The following is a 19,871-nucleotide window of genomic DNA, read 5'->3' on the forward strand; positions in this document are numbered from 1 at the left end:
CAGCGTATCCGCGTCAGGTCACAACGGCATCAGCATCGGCACCAACAGCACGCTGACGACGAGCGTGATGATTGTGAAGGGCGTGCCGATGCGGACGAAGTCGATGAACCGGTAGCGGCCGGGTTCGACCACGAGCGTGTTCACCGGTGACGACACCGGCGTCATGAACGCCGACGATGCGGCCAGAGCCACCATCATCGCGAAGGGGTACGGCGACACGCCGAGATGCACGGCGGTCGAGATCGCGATGGGCGCCATCAGCACGGCGGTCGCGGTGTTCGACACGAACAGGCCGATCGCCGCGGTGAGCACGAAGATGCCGCCCAGCAGCACGTAAGGCCCGGCGCCGCCGAGCGCGGCGAGCAGTCCGTCGACGACGAGATCGACGCCGCCGGTGCGCTCCAGCGCGAGTGCGAACGGCAGCATGCCGACGATCAGCAGCAGCGTCGGCCAGTGGATGGCCCGGTAGGCGCTGTTCATGTCGATGCACCGGAAGGCACCCATCAGCACGCAGGCGATCAGCGCGGCGATGACGTTGGGCACCAGTCCGGTCACCATCAGCACCACCATCAGCAGCACGCTCGCGATCGCGAACACCGCCTGGTTGGCGGCCGGCGCGACCTCGGCTGACTCCGCCGGCAGGTCGAGCAGGATGTAGTCGCGACGTGCGCCGCCCAGCGCGGTGATCGCCTGCCACGCGCCGGTGACCAGCAGCGTGTCGCCGACCGCCAGGCGCAGATCGGCGAAATCGCGGTCGACGACGCGACCGCCGTGTCGGATGCCGACGGCCTGCACGCCATGCCGGGTGCTCAGCTGCAGCATCCGCACGCTCTTGCCGGCCGCGGCCGAGTCGGGCGCGATGAGTACCTCGGCCATTCCGACCTGCCGGGAGTAGTCGTGGAAGAAGCCCTCGGTCATCTCCAGCGGCTCCAGCTGCAGGCGCTCGCGCTCCTCCTCCGAGAACGAGACGTCGACGAACAGCACGTCGCCCTTGCCGACGACGACGTCGTCGGCGGTCAGGTGCACGGTGCGGCGGAACAGGCGCGACCGCTCGATCATGAGCACGGTCGCGCGGTGGCCGTCGACGTCATCGACTTCGGCCAGCGGCAGGCCGATCAGCGGTGACCGGCCGCCGACGCGATAGCGCTGGGTGCGCGCGTCGACCCGATAGTCGGCGATCAGACTGCTGAAGGTGCGCCGAGCGCCGGCGGCGCCGGTCGCGTCACCGCCCAGGAATCGGCCCGCGAACAGCATGTAGACCGTGCCGAGCACCAGGATGACGAGACCGAACGGCGTGATCGCGAAGAAGTCGAAACCTCCGAGGCCCGCGCGCTGCAGCTCGGCATCGACGATGAGGTTCGGAGTGGTGGCGATCAGCGTGAGCATGCCGCTGATCAGGCCCGCGAAGCTGAGTGGCATCATCAGCATCCGCGTGGAGATGCCGGTGCGCGAGGCGATGCTCACCGCGACGGGGATGAAGATGGCGACCACCCCGGTCGAGCTCATCACCGCACCCAGCAGCGCCACCGACAGCATCAGCAGCACGATCAGCCGGGTCTGGCTCTCACCGGCGGTGCGGGTGAGCCAGTCGCCCAGACGGTACGTGACCCCGGTGCGTGCGAGCCCTTCGCCGACCACGAACAGCGCCGCGATCAGTACGACGTTCGGATCGGCGAAGCCGGCGAGCGTCTCGGGCACGGTGAGCACACCGCTGAGGGGGAGGGCGAGGATCATCAGGATCGCCACGACGTCCATGCGCGGACGTCCGATCGCGAACATGGCGACGGCGCCCAGCAGCAGCACGAGGACGATCATCAGGTCGGCCGTCATGATCCTCCGCCCTCCTCACCGGATCCCGCTCACTTGAGGTTAGAGGCTGTGCGGTGCCCGGCAACACCCGCCATACGCTCGTTCACGCGGTGGCTGTGTGAGCGGATCGCGGCGACGCTGTGAGCGAACCACCCAGCCGATTCCGAAGCCGCCCGCGTAGCGTCGAAGCATGACAACGCTCCCCGCCGATGATGAGGCGATCGCCGAGGCGAGGCAGCTGCGTGACGAGTTCCAGCGCTTCCTGCGCGAGTACGAGTTCGGGATGCGCGAGATCGAGACGAAGATCTCGATCCTGCAGGACGAGTTCACGCACATGCACGCCTACAACCCGATCGAGCACGTCAAGAGCCGGCTGAAGTCGCCGGACAGCATCGTCGAGAAGGTCGCCCGTCGCGGCATCGAGGCCGACTTCGACAGCATCCGTCAGGAGATCACCGACATCGCCGGCGTGCGCGTCACCTGCAGCTTCGTCAGCGACGTCTACCGCCTCTTCGACCTTCTCACCGCGCAGGACGACGTGACCGTCCGCATCGTGAAGGACTACATCGCAGATCCCAAGCCCAACGGCTACCGGAGTCTGCACGCGATCGTCGAGGTGCCCGTGTTCCTTTCGACGGGCACGGTCATGGTGCCCGTCGAAGTGCAGTTCCGCACGATCGCGATGGATTTCTGGGCGAGCCTCGAGCACAAGATCCACTACAAGTTCTCGGGACAGGTCCCGGATCACCTCGTGCAGAGTCTGACGGATGCCGCGGAGGCCGCCGGCGAGCTCGACGCCCGCATGGAGCGCCTGCACCGCGAGGCACACGATGTGAATCAGCGGGTCATCGAGGCGTAAGCCGCCGGCCCCTGCGCATCACGACCGAGGGTGCGAAAATATCGGTGATGCATGCGACCGTCACCGAGACCGAATCCGACGAGCAGATCGACACAACCGTCGATCTGAGCGAGCTGCCCTCGCTCGACAACGGCGATAAGCCGCGCTGTGAATGCGACCACGGCACAGAGACCGAGTACATCGCGTGCGGGCGACGCGCGCGCTGGCGGGTGAGCATCGACTGTCAGTGCGGCGAGCAGCATCCGCGCGTCGTCGAGATCCTGTGCTCGCGCTGCCTGCGCACCCTGCGCCGCAACAACGACCGCGAGGCGATCACAGCCCGCCCGCTCTGACTCGCTCAGGCGAGAAATTCGCGGGCTGCCGTCACCAGAGCCGTCACGCCCGTCTCGATCGTCGGGTGCATGACGGGCGCGTAGAAGGGGGAGTGGTTGGTCGGGATGCTGCTGTCGAGGGTGCCGTTTGCGATGGCCTCGGCGAAGGCGACGGGGTCGGCTCCGCCCCAGAACCAGAACACCAGCGGGACTGCGGCGTCGCGGGCGAACCACGACACGTCCTCGCTGCCGGTGAACAGGCCGGGGTCGATGACCGACTGCTCGCCGAACACCTGCGCGAACGCCTCCGAGACCCGTGCGGTCGCATCGGCGTCGTTGATCGTCGCGGGCAGGGTGTGCAGCGTCGAGATCTCGGGTTCGCGCTCGGCACCGGATGCCATCGCCTCGGCCCTGATGACCCTCTCGACCCGCTCGATCACCTTGTCGCGGAGCTGTTCGTCGGGGTAGCGCAGGCTCAGCTGCAGGGTGGCGTCCGCCGGGATGATGTTGTTCTTCGTGCCGGCGTGGATCGCGCCCACCGTCACGACGGCGAGGTCGTGCGGATCGACCTCGCGCGAGACGACGGTCTGCAGTCGCATGATGGTCGCCGCCGCCATCACGATCGGGTCGATCGTCGAATGCGGGCGCGAGCCGTGCCCGCCGCGACCGTGCAGGACCACCTGCAGGCCGTCGGATGCTGACATCTGCGGTCCTGGTCGCACGCCGATCACGCCGGCGGGCAGCGGAGTGACGTGCTGGCCGAGCACGATGTCGGGGCGCGGGAAGCGGTCGAGGGCACCGTCGTCGAGCATCGCCCGCGCACCGGCGCCGTACTCCTCGGCGGGCTGGATCACCACCACCACCGTGCCACTCCACTGATCGCGCTCGGCGACGAGCCGCTCGACCGCACCGATCATGGCCGTCACGTGCATGTCATGACCGCACGCGTGCATCACCGGCACTGTGTTGCCATCGGGGTCGATTCCGATGGCCGTCGATGCGTACGGCAGACCCGTCTCTTCGGCGACCGGGAGCGCATCCATATCGGCGCGCAGCCAGACGGTCGGCCCCTGGCCGTTCGAAAGCACCCCGATCACGCCGGTGATGCCGACGTTCTCGTGCACCTCGAGGCCGAGCTCGCGCAGGTGCGCGGCGGCGATGCCGGCGGTGCGGGTCTCCTGGAACGACAGCTCCGGATGCCGGTGCAGGTCGATGTACAGCGCTTCGAGGTCGATGCTCATGTCCAGAGCCTAGCCATCGGCGCGGTACCATCGAGTACACCTCTGTTCAGAGGCCTCACTCCCAAACAGCCCTCGACCCCGTCGAACGCGGCTCCTTTCCCGATCTTCTCCCCGCGTGTGAGTGCCGCGGCCAGGATCCCAGCCCGCCGATCTCAGCGCTTCCGCGTCGAGCGGCCGGCATCGTCAAACTCAGAACGTGCCCGATCGGATGATCCCAGGCACCGGCCGGATCTCCGGCCACATCAACAGAAAGAGAAGCACATGGCCACCGGCACTGTGAAATGGTTCAACTCCGAAAAGGGCTTCGGCTTCATCGCTCCCGACGACGGGTCTGATGACCTCTTCGCGCACTTCTCGGCGATCACCGGTTCGGGCTTCAAGGAGCTCACCGAGAACCAGAAGGTCGAATTCGACCCCGAGCGCGGCCCCAAGGGCATGCAGGCGGCGAACATCCGCCCGCTCTGATCCGCGTCCAGCAATCAGACAGAACCGGCCGGGAGCATCAGCTCCCGGCCGGTTCTGCCGTCTACGGGCGGGTGAGGCGCCGGATCAGTCGGCTTCGTCGGGCACCGTGATCTCCACGGGCCCACCCCAGTGCAGGAACGTGTTGCTGGTGGTCACGCTTGTGCCGCCGATCGTGCCGGTGCCGACGAAGTACGCGCCGAGGTGGTCGGGTCGCAGCCAGAGCTGCACATCGGTGAGCGACACCCCGAGGATCGTCATGGCGGAGTCCGGAGTGACCAGCCACGCCGTTCGCGCATCCGCGTCGTCGACCGGGAGGGGCTCCTCGCCGACGATCGTCCACGTCGGCGCGGTGGCGAAGCTGGCAGCGAGCACGCGTGGATCCGAGAAAACCCTGACGAGCTTGACGATGCTGGTCGCCATGACCACGATCGGGTCCTCGGAACTCGGATCCGCCTGCACCCAACCCGTCTCCGGCATGAGCACCCAGCCGGTCTCGCCGACGATCACGACCTGCTGCGCCCCGCCGTCGACGCTCATCGCGAAGTCGGGATCCCAGCGGAAGTTCACGACCGACGACGTCCCGTCGCTGGAATCGACCCGATGCACTCCGGAGCCGGCTTCGATCATGGCGGCGGCCACACAGTCTCCGAGCACCTGCCCCGGTACGGAAGTCCCGGCGCGCAGCTCGACCTCTTCGCATTCCTCGATCGAGGGAGTCGCCGGAGCCGCGCTCGCGGTCGGGCTGGTGGCCGGGTCCGCCGCGGCGTCGTGCGATGTGTGCGGTGTGTCCGCGGGAGCGGATGAACACGAGGCGAGGGGTATGACAAGTGCGACGGCCAGGACGGACACGAGAGTTCGCAGGCGGGAGCGCATGGCCGCAGGCTATCGCACGACGTCGACGACAGCACTCGCGGCGGCGGGAGCGACCAGGTGCGATGGGGTGCCCCGGAACTCTGGTTGGATGGATCGGTGAAGACGAGTGACGAGGCGCGCCCTGCCGGATTCGGCGCCCTGCTGTGGCTGGCGCTGGCTACATTCTCGATGGGCATCGACGGCTACGTGCTGGCGGGTCTGCTCCCACAGATCTCCGAGGATCTCGACGTGTCGAATGCCGCCGCAGGTCAGCTCGTCGCCGTGTTCGCGCTCACCGCCGCCATCGCCGGTCCGTTGCTCAGTGCCCTGACCGGGCGGTGGGAGCGCAAGGCCGTCATCTCGATCTCGCTGGCCGTGTTCGTGGTCGGCAACCTCGTCATCGCACTGGCGACGAACTACGCGATGGCGATGACGGGGCGCATCGTCTCCGCGATCGGAGGCGCGCTGCTCAGCGCAGTGGTCAGCGCCTACGTGCTCGCCAAGACGGCACCGGAGCGTCGGGGTCGCGCCCTCTCGTTCGTACTCGGCGGATTCCTCGCCGCCACCGCGCTCGGGGTGCCGGTCGGCCTCGTGATCGGGCAGGACGACTGGCGCGTCCCGCTGTTCCTGGTCACCGGCGTCGGCGCGATCGCGCTGATCGGAATCCTCGTGAACGTCCCGCGCCTGCACCTGCCGGCGCTCTCACTGCGCGCGACCCTGCGGCCCCTCACCCAGCCGGCGGTGATGGGCGCGATCCTCGTCGCCACCGGCATCATGTGCGCGAGCTACCTGTGCTTCACCTACGCGACGCTGATCTTCGGGCCGCGGGTTGGCGAAGGGCTCCCCATCATCGCGGCCATGTTCGGCTACGGACTGGTGAGCCTGATCGGCAACATCGTCTCGGGGCGCGCCACCGACCGGTTCAACCCCGTGCATGTGATCACGCTCATCATCGGCATCCTCGTCGTCGTCGCCGTGCTCGGCACCCTCGGGCTCATGCTCCCGGGGCTGGCGGGCGCGCTCGCCGCATTCGCGTGGTTCTTCGGCTGCGCGTTCTTCAACGGCGGCTCCGGTGTCGCGCTGCAGTCGCGGCTGGGCGATCTCGCCCCCGACTCGATGTCACTCGTGCTGGCGCTGAACGGCAGCGGAATGCAGCTCGGCTCGGCGCTCGGCGGCATCCTGGGCGGCGCATTGCTGGCATCCGGTGTGCACGCCGACGGCCTCGTCCCGGCATCCGCTGTCGTGCTCGTCTCGACGATGATTCTGCACCTGATCGTCTCGCGCGCGACGCGACACCGCGCACCCGCTGCTGCCTGAAGTGCGCCCGACCGGATCAGTCGCGGTGCGACTCCAGTGACGGCCCCTCGCTGAGCACCGCGTTGACGATCGCGCGGATCGCGAACTCGCTGGCGGGGCCGAGATCGACGACGTCGGGATGCAGCAGCCACTGCAGCTGAAGGCCGTCCATGACCGCGAGGATGCTCGCGGCGGCCGCGGCGACGGTGCTGGGCTCGGTCACACCCTGCGCCGTGCACAGCTCGTGGAACGCCTCGGTGATCTCGCGGCGCAGCGTCGTGTACCGCTCTTCGAAGTAGTCGCGGGCGGGGTGGTCGTCAGTGATGGACTCCGCCGACAGCACGGTATACGCCTGCACGATGCCGGGTCGCTGCGCGTTCATGAACGCGGTGCGCACCAGGTGCAGGAAGAGCTCAGGGCCGCCGGGGATATGCTTCTCGTCGAGGTCTTGCACATCGGCCTGGTCCCGGTACGCGAGCACCTCGAGCAGCAGGTTCTGCTTCGACCCGAAATGATGCAGAACACCCGCGTGCGTCATGCCGACCTGTTCAGCGACATCCGCGAGCGTGCCGTTGGTCGAGCCCTTGTTGCCGAAGATCTCGACCGCGGCCTTGAGGATCTCGGTGCGCTTGCGCAGCGTGGCCGGGCGCGGGCGCATCGCGTCCTGTGTGTGCGTGCTCACAGCATCCCCCTCCTGGCGAGTGTAACGGTCTGGCAACCGTCACTTGCACAGCTTACTTACTTGTCGGTAATCTCGCGTCAACTTACTTTCCCGTTAGTAAGCAAAGCATCGCCGAACACATCCCCCCGCACAACGAACGGTGCCCCTAGGAGAAGCAATGAAGCTCAGCAGATCAGTCCTCGCGATCTCCGCGATCGCAGCCCTCGGCGTCGGCGTCCTCGCCGGGTGCGCGCCGTCGTCCGCCGACGGCGGTGACGACAAGAGCGGCGGCTCCGGCGCCGCCCTCACGATCGCCAAGCCCGACGGCGCGATCACCACCGAGTCGCACAACCCGTACCTGGGCGACTCGTCGGCCTCGAAGTACGGCTACGCGAAGGTCATCTTCGAGCCGCTCGCGCTCGTGAACCCCACCGGCGACCTGGGTACGACCCCCTGGCTGGCCGAGTCGGTCGAGTGGAACGATGACTACACCGAACTCACCGTCGTGCCGCGCACCGGTGTGAAGTGGAGCGACGGCACCGACTTCACCGGTGAGGACATCGTCTTCACCTTCGACATGTTCCTCAGCGGCAAGCTGAGCGACACCTCGGGGCTCAAGTACGAGGGCGCGACCGTAGACGGCGACAGGATCACCCTGAAGTTCGCCGACTCGAAGTACACCGCGCAGTCGCGCGTGCTGCACACCCCGATCGTGCCCAAGCACATCTGGGAGGGCATCGCCGACCCGAACACCGACCCGCTCACCGGCGAGGGTCTCGCCGTCGGCACCGGCCCGTACGTGCTCGACAACTGGTCGACCGAGTCGGTCACCCTGACCGCGAACGAGGACTACTGGGGAGGGGAGCTCGCCGTTCCCGCCCTGCACTACGTCTCGTACGGCGACAACGCCGCCCTCACCACCGCGCTCGTCTCGGGCGAGGCCGACTGGGCGCAGGCCTTCATCCCGCAGATCGAGGACAGCTTCCTCGCCGCCGACGAGGCCAACCGGTTCCTGGTGTCGCCGACCGCCGGCGCGGGCACGCTGTTCATGAACCTGCAGACCAAGCCATTCAACGACGTGGCCCTGCGCGAGGCCCTGGCCTGGACGATCGACCGGCAGGCATACGTCGACATCGCGCGGGAGGGCGCCAGCGAGCCGGTCTGGAACGTCACAGGGCTGGGCGAGCTGCTCTCGGACGAGATCGTGCCCGAGTACAAGGATCAGAACTACTCCGTCGACATCGACAAGGCGAAGCAGATCCTCACCGAGGCCGGCTACACCTGGAAGAGCGAGAAGCTCATCGACCCCGATGGCGAGGCCGTGTCGTTCTCGATCTCGGTGCCCGCCGGATGGAGCGACTGGAACACCGAGCAGGCTCTGATCGCCGAAGAGCTCGACGCCGCCCTCGGCATCGAGGTCAAGGTCGACCAGCCCGACTGGGGCGGCTGGGACGCCGCGCGCCAGGAGGGCACCTTCCAGGCGATCATCCACTGGCTCGAGGACACCGGCAACCAGTACGGCCTGTACACCTCGACGATGGACCCGAAGTGGATCGTCGACGACAAGGCGCAGTACAACTTCGGCCGCTTCGACGACCCGGCTGTCACCGAGGCCCTGAACGGCTACGCCAACGCGTCCTCCGACGATGACCGCGAGGCCGCAGGCGCCGTCATGCAGAAGGCATTCGCCGAGGAGGTGCCCGCGATCCCGCTCGGCGCCCACCCGCTGCTCGGCGAGTTCAACGTCCGAAACTACGTCGGCTGGCCCTCGGAGGACGACCAGTACGCCTCGGCCGACCCGACCCAGCCCGGCATCGTCCAGATCCTGACGAAGCTGACGCCGGCCGAGTGACAGGCGGACGGATGCCGGGGGAGCACGCCCCCGGCATCCGCCCCGCCCGCGCCCGCCACCCCGCCCCGGTGCCCGTCCCCTGAAAGCGACACCATGCCCGAACCCCTGCTCTCCGTACGCGACTTCTCGGTCGTGTACGACGTCGACCCGCCCGTGGCCGCCGTCAAGAACGTCACCCTCGAGCTGCAGCGCGGCGAGATCCTTGGCCTCGCCGGCGAGAGCGGGTGCGGCAAGACGACGCTCGCATACGGCGTGCAGCGCCTGTTGAAGGCGCCCGCCGTGATCACCGGCGGAGATGTCGTGTTCCATGACGCCTCCGGCGAGTCGATCGACGTCAACGCCCTCGCGCCCGATGCGCTGCGCCGGTTCCGCTGGGACAAGATCTCGATGGTCTTCCAGGGGGCCATGAACGCGCTCAATCCGGTCGCGCCGATCGGCGCGCAGCTGGCGGACGTGTTCGAGGTGCACCGTCCCGGCATGACGCGGGCCGAGCGGCGCACCGCGGTCGAGGAGCTGCTCGACATCGTCAAGGTCGGTCGCGATCGCATCCGATCCTTCCCGCACGAGCTGTCGGGCGGCATGCGCCAGCGCGTGATGATCGCGATGGCACTGGCCCTCCGGCCGCAGCTGATGGTCATGGACGAGCCGACCACCGCACTGGACGTGCTCGTGCAGCGCGAGATCCTGCGACAGATCTCGCAGCTGCGGCACGAGTTCGGGTTCTCGGTGATCTTCATCACCCACGACCTGCCGCTGCTGCTCGAGATCAGCGACCGCATAGCCGTCATGCGCGAGGGCGAGATCGTCGAGCTGCAGACCGCCGAGCGCATCTGGACCGCCCCGCAGCACGAGTACACGCAGCAACTGCTCGAATCGTTTCCGAGGCTCACCGGTGAGAGAGGAGTGGTGGTGCGATGAGCGTTCTCGAATTCGACCACGTCACCAAGATCTACAACGTGCGCGGCGTCGGCCAGATGAAGGCCCTCGACGACGTCTCGTTCACCCTCGAGTCAGGCCGCACCATCGGCCTGGTCGGCCAGTCCGGCAGCGGCAAGTCGACGATCGCGAAGATCCTCACCCAGCTCGAGGCGCCCACCAGCGGTGAGATCCGGCTCGACGGCGCGCCGATCCCGCGCCGCGGACGCGGGCTGCGGGCCTACCGGCAGCATCTGCGGATGGTGTTCCAGGACCCGTTCGCCTCGCTGAACCCCTATCACTCGATCCGGTACCACATCGAGCGCCCTCTGCGCCTGGACGACGTCGTGCCGCGGCGTGAGACCGAGGCCGAGGTGCGTCGCCTCCTCGAGAGAGTGCGGCTGATCCCGGATGCCGTCATCGACCGGCGACCGCATGAGCTCTCCGGTGGACAGCGCCAGCGCGTCGCGATCGCCAGGGCACTGGCATCCCGTCCCCGTCTGCTCGTCGCCGACGAGCCGGTCTCGATGCTCGACGTCTCGATCCGTCTCGGCGTGCTGAACCTGCTCGCCGACCTGCAGCGCGAACAGGGACTCGGCGTGCTGTACATCACCCACGACCTGGCGACCGCCCGCCACTTCAGCGACGAGATCATCGTGCTCAACCAGGGACGCATCGTCGAACAGGGGCCCGCCGACGACGTGATCCTGCGTCCGCAGAACCCCTACACGCGTGAGCTCCGGGCGGCGTCGCCCGATCCGGATCGGTGGTTCAGGGACCGAAACGAGGCGTCGCAGGGCGCATCTGTGACAGGAGGCATCGCATGACCGCCGTCGAACCGCAGATCATCGAGGTCGCCGATCCCGACCCGCTCGAAGTCGGCACCACCGCGACCACCGTCTCGGCGAAGCGCTCGCGCGTGCCGTGGCGCTTCCTGGCAGGCCGCGCCGCGTTCTACCTGTTCACCCTGTGGGCGGCGGTCACCATCAACTTCTTCCTGCCGCGGATGATGCGCGGCGACGCCGTCGACCAGTATCTGGCACGCAACCGCAACGTGTCGCCTGAGGCCGCCGACGCGCTGCGCGCGCTGCTCGGACTCGACACCGATAAGACCCTGCTGCAGCAGTACGGCGATTACCTCGCCCTGCTGCTGCGCGGCGACCTGGGCATCTCGCTGCTGCACGGCATGCGCCCGGTCACGGAGGTGATCTCCTCGGCCCTGCCGTGGACGGTGGGTCTGGTCGGCTTCGCGACCGTCGTGTCGTTCGCGATCGGCACCATCGGCGGCGCGATCGTCGGCTGGCGTCGCGGCAGCCGACTGGACTCACTCGTGCCGATCACGACCTTCCTCAGCACGATCCCGTACTTCTGGCTCGGCCTGCTCGCCATCGCCGTGTTCTCGGTGAACCTCGGCTGGTTCCCGATCGGCAAGGCGTACGGCGTCGGGATGAGTCCGGAGTGGACACCCGAATTCGTGGGCCAGGTGATCCACCACGGAGCGCTGCCCGTGATCACGATCGTCGTCGCGTCGCTGGGCGGATGGATGCTGGGCATGCGCAACATGATGCTCACCGTGCTCGACGAGGACTACATCATGGTCGCCCAGGCCAAGGGCATGCCGAACAACCGCGTGCTGTGGCGCTACGCGGCCCGCAACGCCGTGCTGCCGCAGATCCAGAGCTTCGCACTGTCGATCGGCTTCATCGTCGGCGGCACGATCGTGATGGAGATGGTGTTCAGCTATCCCGGCGTCGGAAAGCTGCTGCTGGACGCCACCAACGCCAAGGACTACGCGCTGATGCAGGGCGTGTTCCTGGTGATCACGCTCTCGGTGCTGATCGCGAACCTGCTCGCCGACCTCGCCTACGCGTTCCTCGACCCGCGCACCCGCCAGACGGAGGCCTGAATCATGACCGTTACCGCTGACGACAGCACCCTGGCGGTGCGCACCGCGAAGCCTCTCGGGGCCGCTCCCGAACCCTCGTTCTGGAACCGGGTCACCGGCGCCTTCGCGATGTTCCGCAACGGTAAGTCCATCGCCGGCCTCGTGATTCTCGGGTTCTTCGTGCTGATCGCGATCTTCGCCGATGTCATCGCGCCGTACCCGCCCACCCAGGTCGACCACAGTGCGCGCTTCCAGCCGCCCTCGGCCGCCCACTGGCTGGGCACCACGCACATCGGCGAGGACGTTCTCAGCCAGGTGATCCACGGCACGCGCGGCATCATCGTGGTCGGATTCCTGGCGGCCATCATCGCCACGGTCATCGCGATCACCATCGGCGTGATCGCCGGCTACGTCACCGGCTGGCGCAGCGAGTCGCTCTCGGCGCTGACCAACGTGTTCCTGGTGATTCCCGGCCTGCCGCTGATCATCATCGTCGCGTCGATGTTCGAGGATCCACCGCTGTGGCTGGTGGCCGCCGTGCTCGGCATCACCGGCTGGGCCTGGGGCGGGCGTGTACTGCGCGCCCAGACGATGTCGCTGCGCAACCGCGACTTCATCCAGGCGGCGCGCGCCAACGGCGAACCGCTGCGCCGCATCATCACCATCGAGATGCTGCCGAACCTGATGGCGCTCATCGCCGCCAGCTTCGTCGGCACCGTGACGGCCGCGATCCTCACCCTCACCACGCTGTCGTACATCGGCGTGATCCCGGTCACGACGTACAACTGGGGCACGATCCTCAACTGGGCCTCGGCGCAGGGGGCGTTCCGTCAGAACCAGTGGTGGTGGTATCTGCCGCCCGGCCTGTGCATCGCCTTCATCGGCGTCGCCCTCGCCCTGATCAACTTCGGCATCGACGAGTACGTGAACCCGCGCCTGCGCTCGGCAGGTGAGCGCGCCCGCGCGATGAAGAAGCGGGGCCTCGATGTGAACGACTCGGTCACCGCCGTGAGGCCCGACCTGGCATCCGTCGTCCGCGGAGCGACCGATCCCGCACCCGACCCCGCTCCCGATCCAGCTCCCGCAGGCCCGCGTCGGGCATCCGAAGACCCACTGAAGGACGACGTACGTTGACGACCGTGACACCCCAGGACACGACCCTGCCCTACCGGGACGCGACCCTGCCGATTCCGCAGCGCGTCGCCGACCTGCTCGCGCGCATGACGCTCGAGGAGAAGGTCGGGCAGATGCTGCAGCTCGACGCCAGGGACGACCTCGAAGACCACGTGCTGCGGCGCGGCGTCGGCTCCGTCCTGCACACCTCGCCCGAGCGCATCGTCGCCGCACGCGAGCTCACGCTGCGAACCCGCCTGCAGATCCCGCTGATCGTCGGTGAGGACTGCATTCACGGGCACTCGTTCTGGCCGGGTGCGACGATCTATCCGACCCAGCTCGGCATGGCGGCGTCCTGGGACGCCGGGCTCGTCGAGCGGGTGGCGCGAGCGACCGCGGTCGAGGTCGCCGCCACCGGCATCCACTGGACCTTCTCGCCCGTGCTCTGCATCGCCCGCGATCTACGCTGGGGCCGCGTGAACGAGACGTTCGGCGAGGATCCGCACCTCATCGGCGAGCTCGCGAGCGCGATGGTGCGCGGCTACCAGGGTGACGGTCTCGACGACCCGACCGCGATCCTGGCGACGGCCAAGCACCTCGCCGGCTACTCCGAGACGCAGGGCGGGCGGGATGCCAGCGAGGCCGACATCTCGCGGCGCAAGCTGCGCTCATGGTTCCTGCCGCCGTTCGAGCGGGTCGCCCGAGAAGGCTGCCGCTCGTTCATGCTCGGCTACCAGACCACCGACGGCGTCCCGATCACGGTCAACGACTGGCTGCTCAGCGACGTGCTGCGTGGCGAGTGGGGGTACACCGGCACGCTCATCACCGATTGGGACAACGTGGGTCGCATGGTGTGGGAGCAGCATGTGCAGCCCGACATCGCCCACGCGGCCGCTGCCGCCGTGAGGGCCGGCAACGACATGATCATGACGACGCCCACGTTCTTCGAGGGGGCGCTCGAGGCCGTCGCGTCGGGGATGCTCTCAGACGACGCCTTCGACGCCGCCGTTGCGCGCATCCTCACCCTGAAGTTCGAGCTCGGCCTGTTCGAGGATCCCCGTCAGCCGCTGGGCGGGCTGCATGCCGTCGTCGGCACCGCCGAGCACGCGGCCCTGAACCTGGAGGTCGCGCGGCGCTCGATGGTGCTGCTCGAGAACGACGGTCTGCTGCCGCTCTCACCGACTGAGACCCGGCGCATCGCGGTCGTCGGCCCTCTCGCCGACGACGCGCAGGAGCAGCTCGGCGACTGGGCCGGTGGGTCCGGGCAGGCGGGCTGGCTCGACGGACAGCCGCGAGAGATGATCACCACGGTGCTCGACGGGCTGCAGGGCATCGCTCCGTGGGAGGTCGTGCATGCACGGGGCGCTGACATCCTCGATCTCGAGCCCGATCCGGCCGGTGCGACCTGGCCCGACGGGCAGCCCCGTCCGCCGATCGTGCGGCCCGTGCCCGTCGACGACGCGCAGCTCGCCGAGGCGGTTGCCGCGGCGAAGGGATCGGATGCTGTCATCGCCGTCGTCGGCGATGCGCGCGGCCTGTACGGAGAGGGAAGGTCGACGGCCACCCTCGAACTGATCGGCGGCCAGGTCGCGCTGCTCGACGCCCTGATCGCCACCGGAAAGCCCGTGGTCGTGGTGCTGATGGCCTCGAAGCCGCTGGTGCTGCCGGCATCCGTCTCTCGCGCCGAGGCCGTGCTGTGGGTCGCGAATCCCGGGATGCAGGGCGGACGCGCGATCGCCGAGCTGATCACGGGTGCCATCGAGCCGACCGGACGACTGCCGATCTCGTTCGCCCGGCATGCCGGTCAGCAACCCACGTACTACAACCAGGTGCGCGGCCAGCACGGCGACCGCTACGCAGATCTCACGCAGTCGCCCGCGTGGGCGTTCGGCGAGGGACGGTCGTACACGACCGTGGCGTATGACGACCTCGCCATCGAGAACGGCGAACTCACGGCATCCGACACGATCGTCGCGCACGTCACCGTGACCAACACGGGCGCGCGCCCGACGATCGAGACGGTTCAGGCGTACGTGCGCGACGCGGTTACCAGCGTGAGCTGGGCGGACAAGGAGCTGAAGGCCTACCGGCAGGTCGCGCTCGCCCCCGGCGAGTCGGCACGGGTGCGGCTGGAGCTGCCGGTCGCCGAGTGCACGATCGTGGATGCTGCCGGCGCGCGCATCGTCGAGCCGGGCGAGTTCGCCCTGCTGGTCGGCCCGAGCTCGCACGAGGAGGCGCTGCTGCCCGCGGCGTTCACGGTGGTCTGAGGTCAGACCCGCGAGGTCGTGCCGCGCACGATGAGCTCGAACGGCAGATCGCCGCCCACCGAGGCATCGGCGTCGCTCTCGAGTTGCGCGAGCACCGCGTTCGCGGCACGCTCGCCCTGCCCGAGCGGGAACTGGTCGACGGTCGTGAGCTGGAAGAACTCGCCGAGCTCGTGCCCGTCGATGCCGACGATCGAGAGGTCCTGCGGCACCCTGAATCCGAGATCGCGGGCGGCGAGGATCGCACCGATCGCCATCTCATCGGATGCCGCGAAGATGGCGGTCGGTCGTGGTCCGGGCCGACCCAGCAGCTGCTTTGCTGCCCGGAATCCGCCGTCGACGGTGAAGTCCGCGGGCTCGAGGAAGGCCGGGTTCGCCGTGATCCCGGCATCCGTCAGCGCCTGCTCGAAGCCGACGCGGCGTCGGGTCGGGATGTGGAAGTCGATGTCGAACTCCGGGTTGGCGCCGATGTGCGCGATGTCGCGGTGGCCCAGACCGATCAGGTGCTCGGTGGCCAGCCGCGCGACGGCGGTGTCGTCGACGGTCAGCGTGCGCAGCCGGGGATTCGGTCCGCCGATCGCGATGACGGGCAGCCCCAGGTCGAGCAGACGCCCGGTCTCATCGTCGTCGAGTTCGATGGAGACGGCGATGACGGCATCCACACGCTGCCTGCGCAGGAACGTCGAGAACACCTCGTGGCGCACGTCGGCGTCGGCGGTGATGCTGTACAGCGTGATGTCGTAGCCGCGCTTCATCAAGGCGCTGGAGACCCCCGAGAGCACTGTGCTGAAGAACCAGCGATCGAGGAACGGCACGACCACGCCGACGTTCTGCGTGCGTCCTGACGCCAGGCTCGACGCCCGCGACGACACGACGTAACCCAGACTCGCTGCCGCGACGCGCACACGCTCACGCGATGCCGGCGACACGTGCCCGCGCCCGCTGAGCGCCCGCGAGACCGTGGCGGTCGACAGCCCGGCGAGCTTCGCCACCTCGTCGATGCTCGTCATCGTCGTCCCCTCATCAGAATCCTGCTTCCGGTCGCACCTTCGGCCAGTGCGGGGCGGTGCCCACTCGCCGAAAGTGCGACCGGAGCGGGCCCATCAGGCCCTGGTGAACCAGGCGGCGGTGTTCGGGGGCAGAACCGAGCCGGTGAACGGCTCAGACCGCACGACGAACGTGACGTCGCCGAGGTCGATCGGCTCGGAGCCGAGGTTCGCCATGACGTGCAGGTCGCCGCGATGGAATGCGACAGCATCCGATCCCGCATCCTCCCACACCAGCGATCCCGAGCCCAGCGTGCGCTCGCGGCGCTCGGCGAGCAGCGTCTTGTAGAGGTTCAGCGTCGAATCGGCGTCGGCCTCCTCCACGTCGCGGGCGAACGACCCCCATTCCGCGGGCTGCGGCAGCCACGAGGCGCCGGTGTCGTTGAAGCCGAAGGCCGGGGCATCCGCCGTCCACGGGATCGGCACGCGGCATCCGTCGCGGCCGTACCGCTCGCCGTTCGTGCGGAACCAGGTCGGGTCCTGACGGAACTCGTCGGGGATCTCCATCGCCTCGGGAAGGCCGAGCTCCTCGCCCTGGTACAGGTACGACGATCCGGGCAGCGCGAGCATCAGCGTCGTCGCGGCACGGGCGCGCGACAGGCCGATCACGGGGTCGGGCTTGCCCGCCGACTTCGGCCCGATGCCGTCGCCCTGCGGGCTGTCGACGGTCAGCGCGAGGCGCGACGCGTGGCGGATGACGTCGTGGTTCGACAGCACCCACGTGCTCGGAGCGCCGACGGCGCCGAACGCGTCGAGCGAGTCGCGGATCACGGTGCGCATCGCCTCCGCGTCCCACTCCGTCATCATGTACGGGAAGTTGAACGTCTGGTGCATCTCGTCGGGGCGCACCCAGAGCGCCGTCTTCTCGAGGGTGGGCAGCCACGCCTCGCCGCACAGCGCGCGGTCGCCGTCGTACTCGGCCATCACCTTGTGCCAGTCGCGGTAGATGTCGTGCACGCCGTCCTGGCCCCAGTACGGCACGTCGTCCTCGCCGCCGCCCATCGAGTCGGCCTCGCTCGGAGGCGTGTAGTCGGGCAGGCCGTCGGCCTTGATCATGCCGTGGGCGACGTCCACGCGGAAGCCGTCGACGCCGCGGTCGAGCCAGAAGCGCAGTACGCCGCGGAACTCCTCGCGGACCTCTTCGTTGGTCCAGTCGAAGTCGGGCTGCGACGGGTCGAAGATGTGCAGGTACCACTGGCCCGGGGTGCCGTCGGCCTCGGTGACGCGGGTCCACTGACCGCCGCCGAAGACGCTCTCCCAGTTGTTGGGGGGCAGCTCGCCGTGCTCGCCCCTGCCGTCGCGGAAGATGTACCGCGCGCGCTCCGGGCTGCCGGGGGCGGCCTTCAGCGCCTGCTGGAACCACACGTGCTGGTCGCTGGAGTGGTTGGGCACGAGATCGACGATGACGCGGATGCCACGGGTGTGCGCCGCGTTCAGCATGTCGTCGAAGTCGGCGAGCGTTCCGAAGCGCGGGTCGACGTCGCGGTAGTCGGCGACGTCGTAGCCGGCGTCCTTCTGCGGGCTGGTCATGAACGGGCTCAGCCAGATCGCGTCGATGCCGAGGCTCTTCAGCTCATCGAGGCGGCTGGTGATGCCGGGCAGGTCACCCATGCCGTCACCGGACGCGTCCGCGAAGGAGCGCGGGTAGATCTGGTAGATAACGGCGGAGCGCCACCACTCGGAGCCGGGTGCGGCGTGCTGTTCGAGCTCTGTCATGCGACCAGGCTACTGCAAGCGCTTACAGTCTGCGCCCTCAGCCGTGTCAGGATGCCGGGATCACCATGTTCAGCGGGGCCTCGCCGGCCAGCATCCGATCGATCTGCGCGCGGATGAGTCGCGCGATCCGCGGATTCATCGCGGTCGACGCGCCGCCGACGTGGGGGCTGACGAGCAGGTTCGGTGCGCTCCACAGCGGATGCCCGGCGGGGATCGGCTCTTCCTCGAAGACGTCGGAGGCCACTCGGATGCGGTTCTCGTGCAGCGCGGCCAGCATGGCCGCGGTGTCGACGAGCGGCCCGCGTCCGACGTTCACCAGCAGCGCGCCCGGTGCCATCCGGCCGATCAGCGCGGTGTCGAACAGATGGCGGGTCTCATCGGTCGCCGGCAGGCTCAGCACCACGATCTCGGCCTCCGGCAGCAGAGCCTCGAGGTCGTCGATTCCGCGCACGGAGACGTCGCCGACCCCGTCGACCTGCTCGGTGCGGGCACTGCGTGCGACCGCCGTCATCGTCACCTCGAACGGGGCGAGGCGCTGCGCGATGGCCTTCCCCACCCCGCCGAACCCGACAAGCAGCACGCGGCGGTCGGCCAGGCTCTCGGCGAACACCGGCGACCACTCGCCCTGCTCCTTCGCGTGCACGAAGCGCGGGAGCTGTCGCTGTGCGGCGATCGCCAGCCCGACGGCGAGCTCGGCGGTGGAGGTCTCGTGCACGCTCGCGGCGTTGGCGAACGACATCCCCGCGGGAAGCACGTCGGTCACCCCGTCGTAGCCGATCGACTGACTCTGCACGAGCCCCACGTCGATGCCCTCCAGGGCCGACAGCGATCCGGTGCTGCCCATGTACGGCGGCACGGCGATGTCGATGCGGGATGCGGGGGCGGGCGACTTCATGTCCCAGACCTCCAGCTCGACGCCCTCCGGCAGCTCTCCGAGGTTCTCAGCGAGGCGGTCGGTGGGAACAGTGACGAGCAGGCTCATGCGACGAGCCTATCGACCTGCACGGGGGCGGGGGAGTAGCGTCGGGCGCAACCGATGGAGGAGACACCATGATGGTTCCCGAGATCAACTACTGGGCGGTGCTGATCGCCACGGTGGGGAGCATGATCGTCGGCTCGATCTGGTATGCACCGCCGGTGTTCGGCCGGCGATGGGCCAGGCTCGCCGGCGTGGACATCGACAACCCGCAGCGGACGGCGCTGCAGGCATGGATGCCGATCATCGTCGGCGCGCTGATGAGCTTCATCACCGCCTGGGTGCTGGCCGGGGCCTCATCGATCGCCTGGCACTTCTACGAGGGATCGTACTTCTGGGCCGCTGTGGTGACGGCCGTACTGCTGTGGGCGGGCTTCACGGCGGCGAGGTTCATCACCCACGACTCGTTCGAGTGGCGTTCGAGCAAGCTGACCACGCTCAACATCGCGCATGAGCTCGTCACCGTCGTGGTGATGGCGATCATCATCGGCGCCTGGCCGCCGGCCGGGATCTGACCGCCCACCAACGTCGAGACCCCCACCTGCCGTCGAGACCCCCCCCCCGGGGGGGGCCCCCCCCCCGGGGGGGGGGGCGGGGGGGGGGGGGGGGG

The 19,871-nt window shown here is 68.6% G+C and carries 18 protein-coding genes; 11 read left to right on the plus strand and 7 right to left on the minus strand.

Annotated features, from left to right (window positions below):
* Positions 1-18 precede the first annotated feature (18 nt).
* Entirely contained in the window at positions 19-1,830 is a 1,812-nt protein-coding gene (locus WDU99_RS15950; protein WP_337333455.1) for an SLC13 family permease, read from the minus strand.
* 169 nt (positions 1,831-1,999) lie between these two features.
* Here WDU99_RS15950 and WDU99_RS15955 point away from each other — a divergent pair, with 169 nt between their 5' ends.
* Positions 2,000-2,668 (plus strand): GTP pyrophosphokinase, encoded by a 669-nt coding sequence (locus WDU99_RS15955; protein ID WP_337333456.1) that lies wholly within the window; start codon positions 2,000-2,002, stop codon positions 2,666-2,668.
* Positions 2,669-2,715: 47 nt separating this feature from the next.
* The gene (locus WDU99_RS15960; RefSeq protein WP_337333457.1) at positions 2,716-3,000 is read left to right on the plus strand and encodes a hypothetical protein; all 285 of its coding nucleotides are present in this window, start codon (positions 2,716-2,718) and stop codon (positions 2,998-3,000) included.
* A 5-nt stretch (positions 3,001-3,005) separates the two neighbouring features.
* Here WDU99_RS15960 and WDU99_RS15965 read toward each other — a convergent pair whose 3' ends face one another.
* Positions 3,006-4,220, minus strand: a complete 1,215-nt coding sequence (locus WDU99_RS15965) for an amidohydrolase (RefSeq protein ID WP_337333458.1) — start codon at positions 4,218-4,220, stop codon at positions 3,006-3,008.
* A gap of 261 nt (positions 4,221-4,481) precedes the next feature.
* Between WDU99_RS15965 and WDU99_RS15970 the strand changes: the two genes are divergently transcribed.
* Complete coding sequence (locus tag WDU99_RS15970) at positions 4,482-4,685, plus strand: cold-shock protein (RefSeq protein WP_337333459.1); 204 nt, start codon at positions 4,482-4,484, stop codon at positions 4,683-4,685.
* Positions 4,686-4,769: 84 nt separating this feature from the next.
* Here the strand turns inward: WDU99_RS15970 and WDU99_RS15975 are convergent, their stop codons facing one another.
* A complete protein-coding gene (locus WDU99_RS15975; RefSeq protein WP_337333460.1) occupies positions 4,770-5,324 on the minus strand; it encodes a hypothetical protein in 555 nt (184 codons plus the stop codon).
* 330 nt (positions 5,325-5,654) lie between these two features.
* Between WDU99_RS15975 and WDU99_RS15980 the strand changes: the two genes are divergently transcribed.
* Entirely contained in the window at positions 5,655-6,854 is a 1,200-nt protein-coding gene (locus tag WDU99_RS15980) for an MFS transporter (RefSeq protein WP_337333461.1), read from the plus strand.
* 16 nt (positions 6,855-6,870) lie between these two features.
* On the opposite strand, the gene WDU99_RS15985 is transcribed toward WDU99_RS15980, so the two are convergent.
* Positions 6,871-7,491, minus strand: a complete 621-nt coding sequence (locus WDU99_RS15985) for a TetR/AcrR family transcriptional regulator (protein ID WP_337333470.1) — start codon at positions 7,489-7,491, stop codon at positions 6,871-6,873.
* Positions 7,492-7,672: 181 nt separating this feature from the next.
* On the opposite strand from WDU99_RS15985, the gene WDU99_RS15990 reads away from it, so the two are divergent.
* The 6 genes from WDU99_RS15990 (at position 7,673) to WDU99_RS16015 (ending at position 15,526) form a co-directional block, all read left to right on the plus strand.
* Positions 7,673-9,346, plus strand: coding sequence for an ABC transporter substrate-binding protein (locus WDU99_RS15990; protein WP_337333462.1), 1,674 nt, complete (start codon positions 7,673-7,675; stop codon positions 9,344-9,346).
* A 93-nt stretch (positions 9,347-9,439) separates the two neighbouring features.
* Entirely contained in the window at positions 9,440-10,264 is an 825-nt protein-coding gene (locus WDU99_RS15995) for an ABC transporter ATP-binding protein (RefSeq protein WP_337333463.1), read from the plus strand.
* Complete coding sequence (locus WDU99_RS16000; protein WP_337333464.1) at positions 10,261-11,088, plus strand: ABC transporter ATP-binding protein; 828 nt, start codon at positions 10,261-10,263, stop codon at positions 11,086-11,088. The genes WDU99_RS15995 and WDU99_RS16000 overlap by 4 nt, the downstream gene beginning before the upstream one ends.
* Complete coding sequence (locus WDU99_RS16005) at positions 11,085-12,167, plus strand: ABC transporter permease (protein ID WP_337333465.1); 1,083 nt, start codon at positions 11,085-11,087, stop codon at positions 12,165-12,167. The genes WDU99_RS16000 and WDU99_RS16005 overlap by 4 nt, the downstream gene beginning before the upstream one ends.
* A gap of 3 nt (positions 12,168-12,170) precedes the next feature.
* Complete coding sequence (locus tag WDU99_RS16010) at positions 12,171-13,280, plus strand: ABC transporter permease (RefSeq protein ID WP_420064021.1); 1,110 nt, start codon at positions 12,171-12,173, stop codon at positions 13,278-13,280.
* Positions 13,281-13,285: 5 nt separating this feature from the next.
* Positions 13,286-15,526 carry an exo-beta-d-1,3/1,6-glucosidase gene (locus tag WDU99_RS16015; RefSeq protein ID WP_337333466.1) on the plus strand — a complete coding sequence of 747 codons (2,241 nt, stop codon included), beginning with the start codon at positions 13,286-13,288 and terminating at the stop codon, positions 15,524-15,526.
* Positions 15,527-15,528: 2 nt separating this feature from the next.
* Here the strand turns inward: WDU99_RS16015 and WDU99_RS16020 are convergent, their stop codons facing one another.
* The 3 genes from WDU99_RS16020 to WDU99_RS16030 all read right to left on the minus strand — a co-directional run bounded on the left by WDU99_RS16020 (position 15,529) and on the right by WDU99_RS16030 (position 19,267).
* A complete protein-coding gene (locus WDU99_RS16020) occupies positions 15,529-16,533 on the minus strand; it encodes a LacI family DNA-binding transcriptional regulator (RefSeq protein ID WP_337333467.1) in 1,005 nt (334 codons plus the stop codon).
* Positions 16,534-16,626: 93 nt separating this feature from the next.
* The gene (locus WDU99_RS16025) at positions 16,627-18,285 is read right to left on the minus strand and encodes a glycoside hydrolase family 13 protein (protein WP_337333468.1); all 1,659 of its coding nucleotides are present in this window, start codon (positions 18,283-18,285) and stop codon (positions 16,627-16,629) included.
* Positions 18,286-18,331: 46 nt separating this feature from the next.
* Positions 18,332-19,267 (minus strand): 2-hydroxyacid dehydrogenase, encoded by a 936-nt coding sequence (locus tag WDU99_RS16030; protein WP_337333469.1) that lies wholly within the window; start codon positions 19,265-19,267, stop codon positions 18,332-18,334.
* 71 nt (positions 19,268-19,338) lie between these two features.
* Here WDU99_RS16030 and WDU99_RS16035 point away from each other — a divergent pair, with 71 nt between their 5' ends.
* A complete protein-coding gene (locus WDU99_RS16035; RefSeq protein WP_337333472.1) occupies positions 19,339-19,776 on the plus strand; it encodes a DUF1761 domain-containing protein in 438 nt (145 codons plus the stop codon).
* Positions 19,777-19,871: the final 95 nt, after the last annotated feature.

The sequence above is a fragment of the Microbacterium bandirmense genome, from assembly GCF_037204185.1.
GTDB classification, from domain to species: Bacteria; Actinomycetota; Actinomycetes; order Actinomycetales; family Microbacteriaceae; genus Microbacterium; species Microbacterium bandirmense.

Excerpts from the sequence above, each read along its gene's own strand:
- WDU99_RS15950 (WP_337333455.1), bottom strand. The coding sequence starts at position 1,830 with ATGACGGCCGACCTGATGATCGTCCTCGTGCTGCTGCTGGGCGCCGTC.
- WDU99_RS15955 (WP_337333456.1), top strand. The coding sequence starts at position 2,000 with ATGACAACGCTCCCCGCCGATGATGAGGCGATCGCCGAGGCGAGGCAG.
- WDU99_RS15960 (WP_337333457.1), top strand. The coding sequence starts at position 2,716 with ATGCATGCGACCGTCACCGAGACCGAATCCGACGAGCAGATCGACACA.
- WDU99_RS15965 (WP_337333458.1), bottom strand. The coding sequence starts at position 4,220 with ATGAGCATCGACCTCGAAGCGCTGTACATCGACCTGCACCGGCATCCG.
- WDU99_RS15970 (WP_337333459.1), top strand. The coding sequence starts at position 4,482 with ATGGCCACCGGCACTGTGAAATGGTTCAACTCCGAAAAGGGCTTCGGC.
- WDU99_RS15985 (WP_337333470.1), bottom strand. The coding sequence starts at position 7,491 with ATGCGCCCGCGCCCGGCCACGCTGCGCAAGCGCACCGAGATCCTCAAG.
- WDU99_RS15990 (WP_337333462.1), top strand. The coding sequence starts at position 7,673 with ATGAAGCTCAGCAGATCAGTCCTCGCGATCTCCGCGATCGCAGCCCTC.
- WDU99_RS15995 (WP_337333463.1), top strand. The coding sequence starts at position 9,440 with ATGCCCGAACCCCTGCTCTCCGTACGCGACTTCTCGGTCGTGTACGAC.
- WDU99_RS16000 (WP_337333464.1), top strand. The coding sequence starts at position 10,261 with ATGAGCGTTCTCGAATTCGACCACGTCACCAAGATCTACAACGTGCGC.
- WDU99_RS16005 (WP_337333465.1), top strand. The coding sequence starts at position 11,085 with ATGACCGCCGTCGAACCGCAGATCATCGAGGTCGCCGATCCCGACCCG.
- WDU99_RS16010 (WP_420064021.1), top strand. The coding sequence starts at position 12,171 with ATGACCGTTACCGCTGACGACAGCACCCTGGCGGTGCGCACCGCGAAG.
- WDU99_RS16020 (WP_337333467.1), bottom strand. The coding sequence starts at position 16,533 with ATGACGAGCATCGACGAGGTGGCGAAGCTCGCCGGGCTGTCGACCGCC.
- WDU99_RS16025 (WP_337333468.1), bottom strand. The coding sequence starts at position 18,285 with ATGACAGAGCTCGAACAGCACGCCGCACCCGGCTCCGAGTGGTGGCGC.
- WDU99_RS16030 (WP_337333469.1), bottom strand. The coding sequence starts at position 19,267 with ATGAGCCTGCTCGTCACTGTTCCCACCGACCGCCTCGCTGAGAACCTC.
- WDU99_RS16035 (WP_337333472.1), top strand. The coding sequence starts at position 19,339 with ATGGTTCCCGAGATCAACTACTGGGCGGTGCTGATCGCCACGGTGGGG.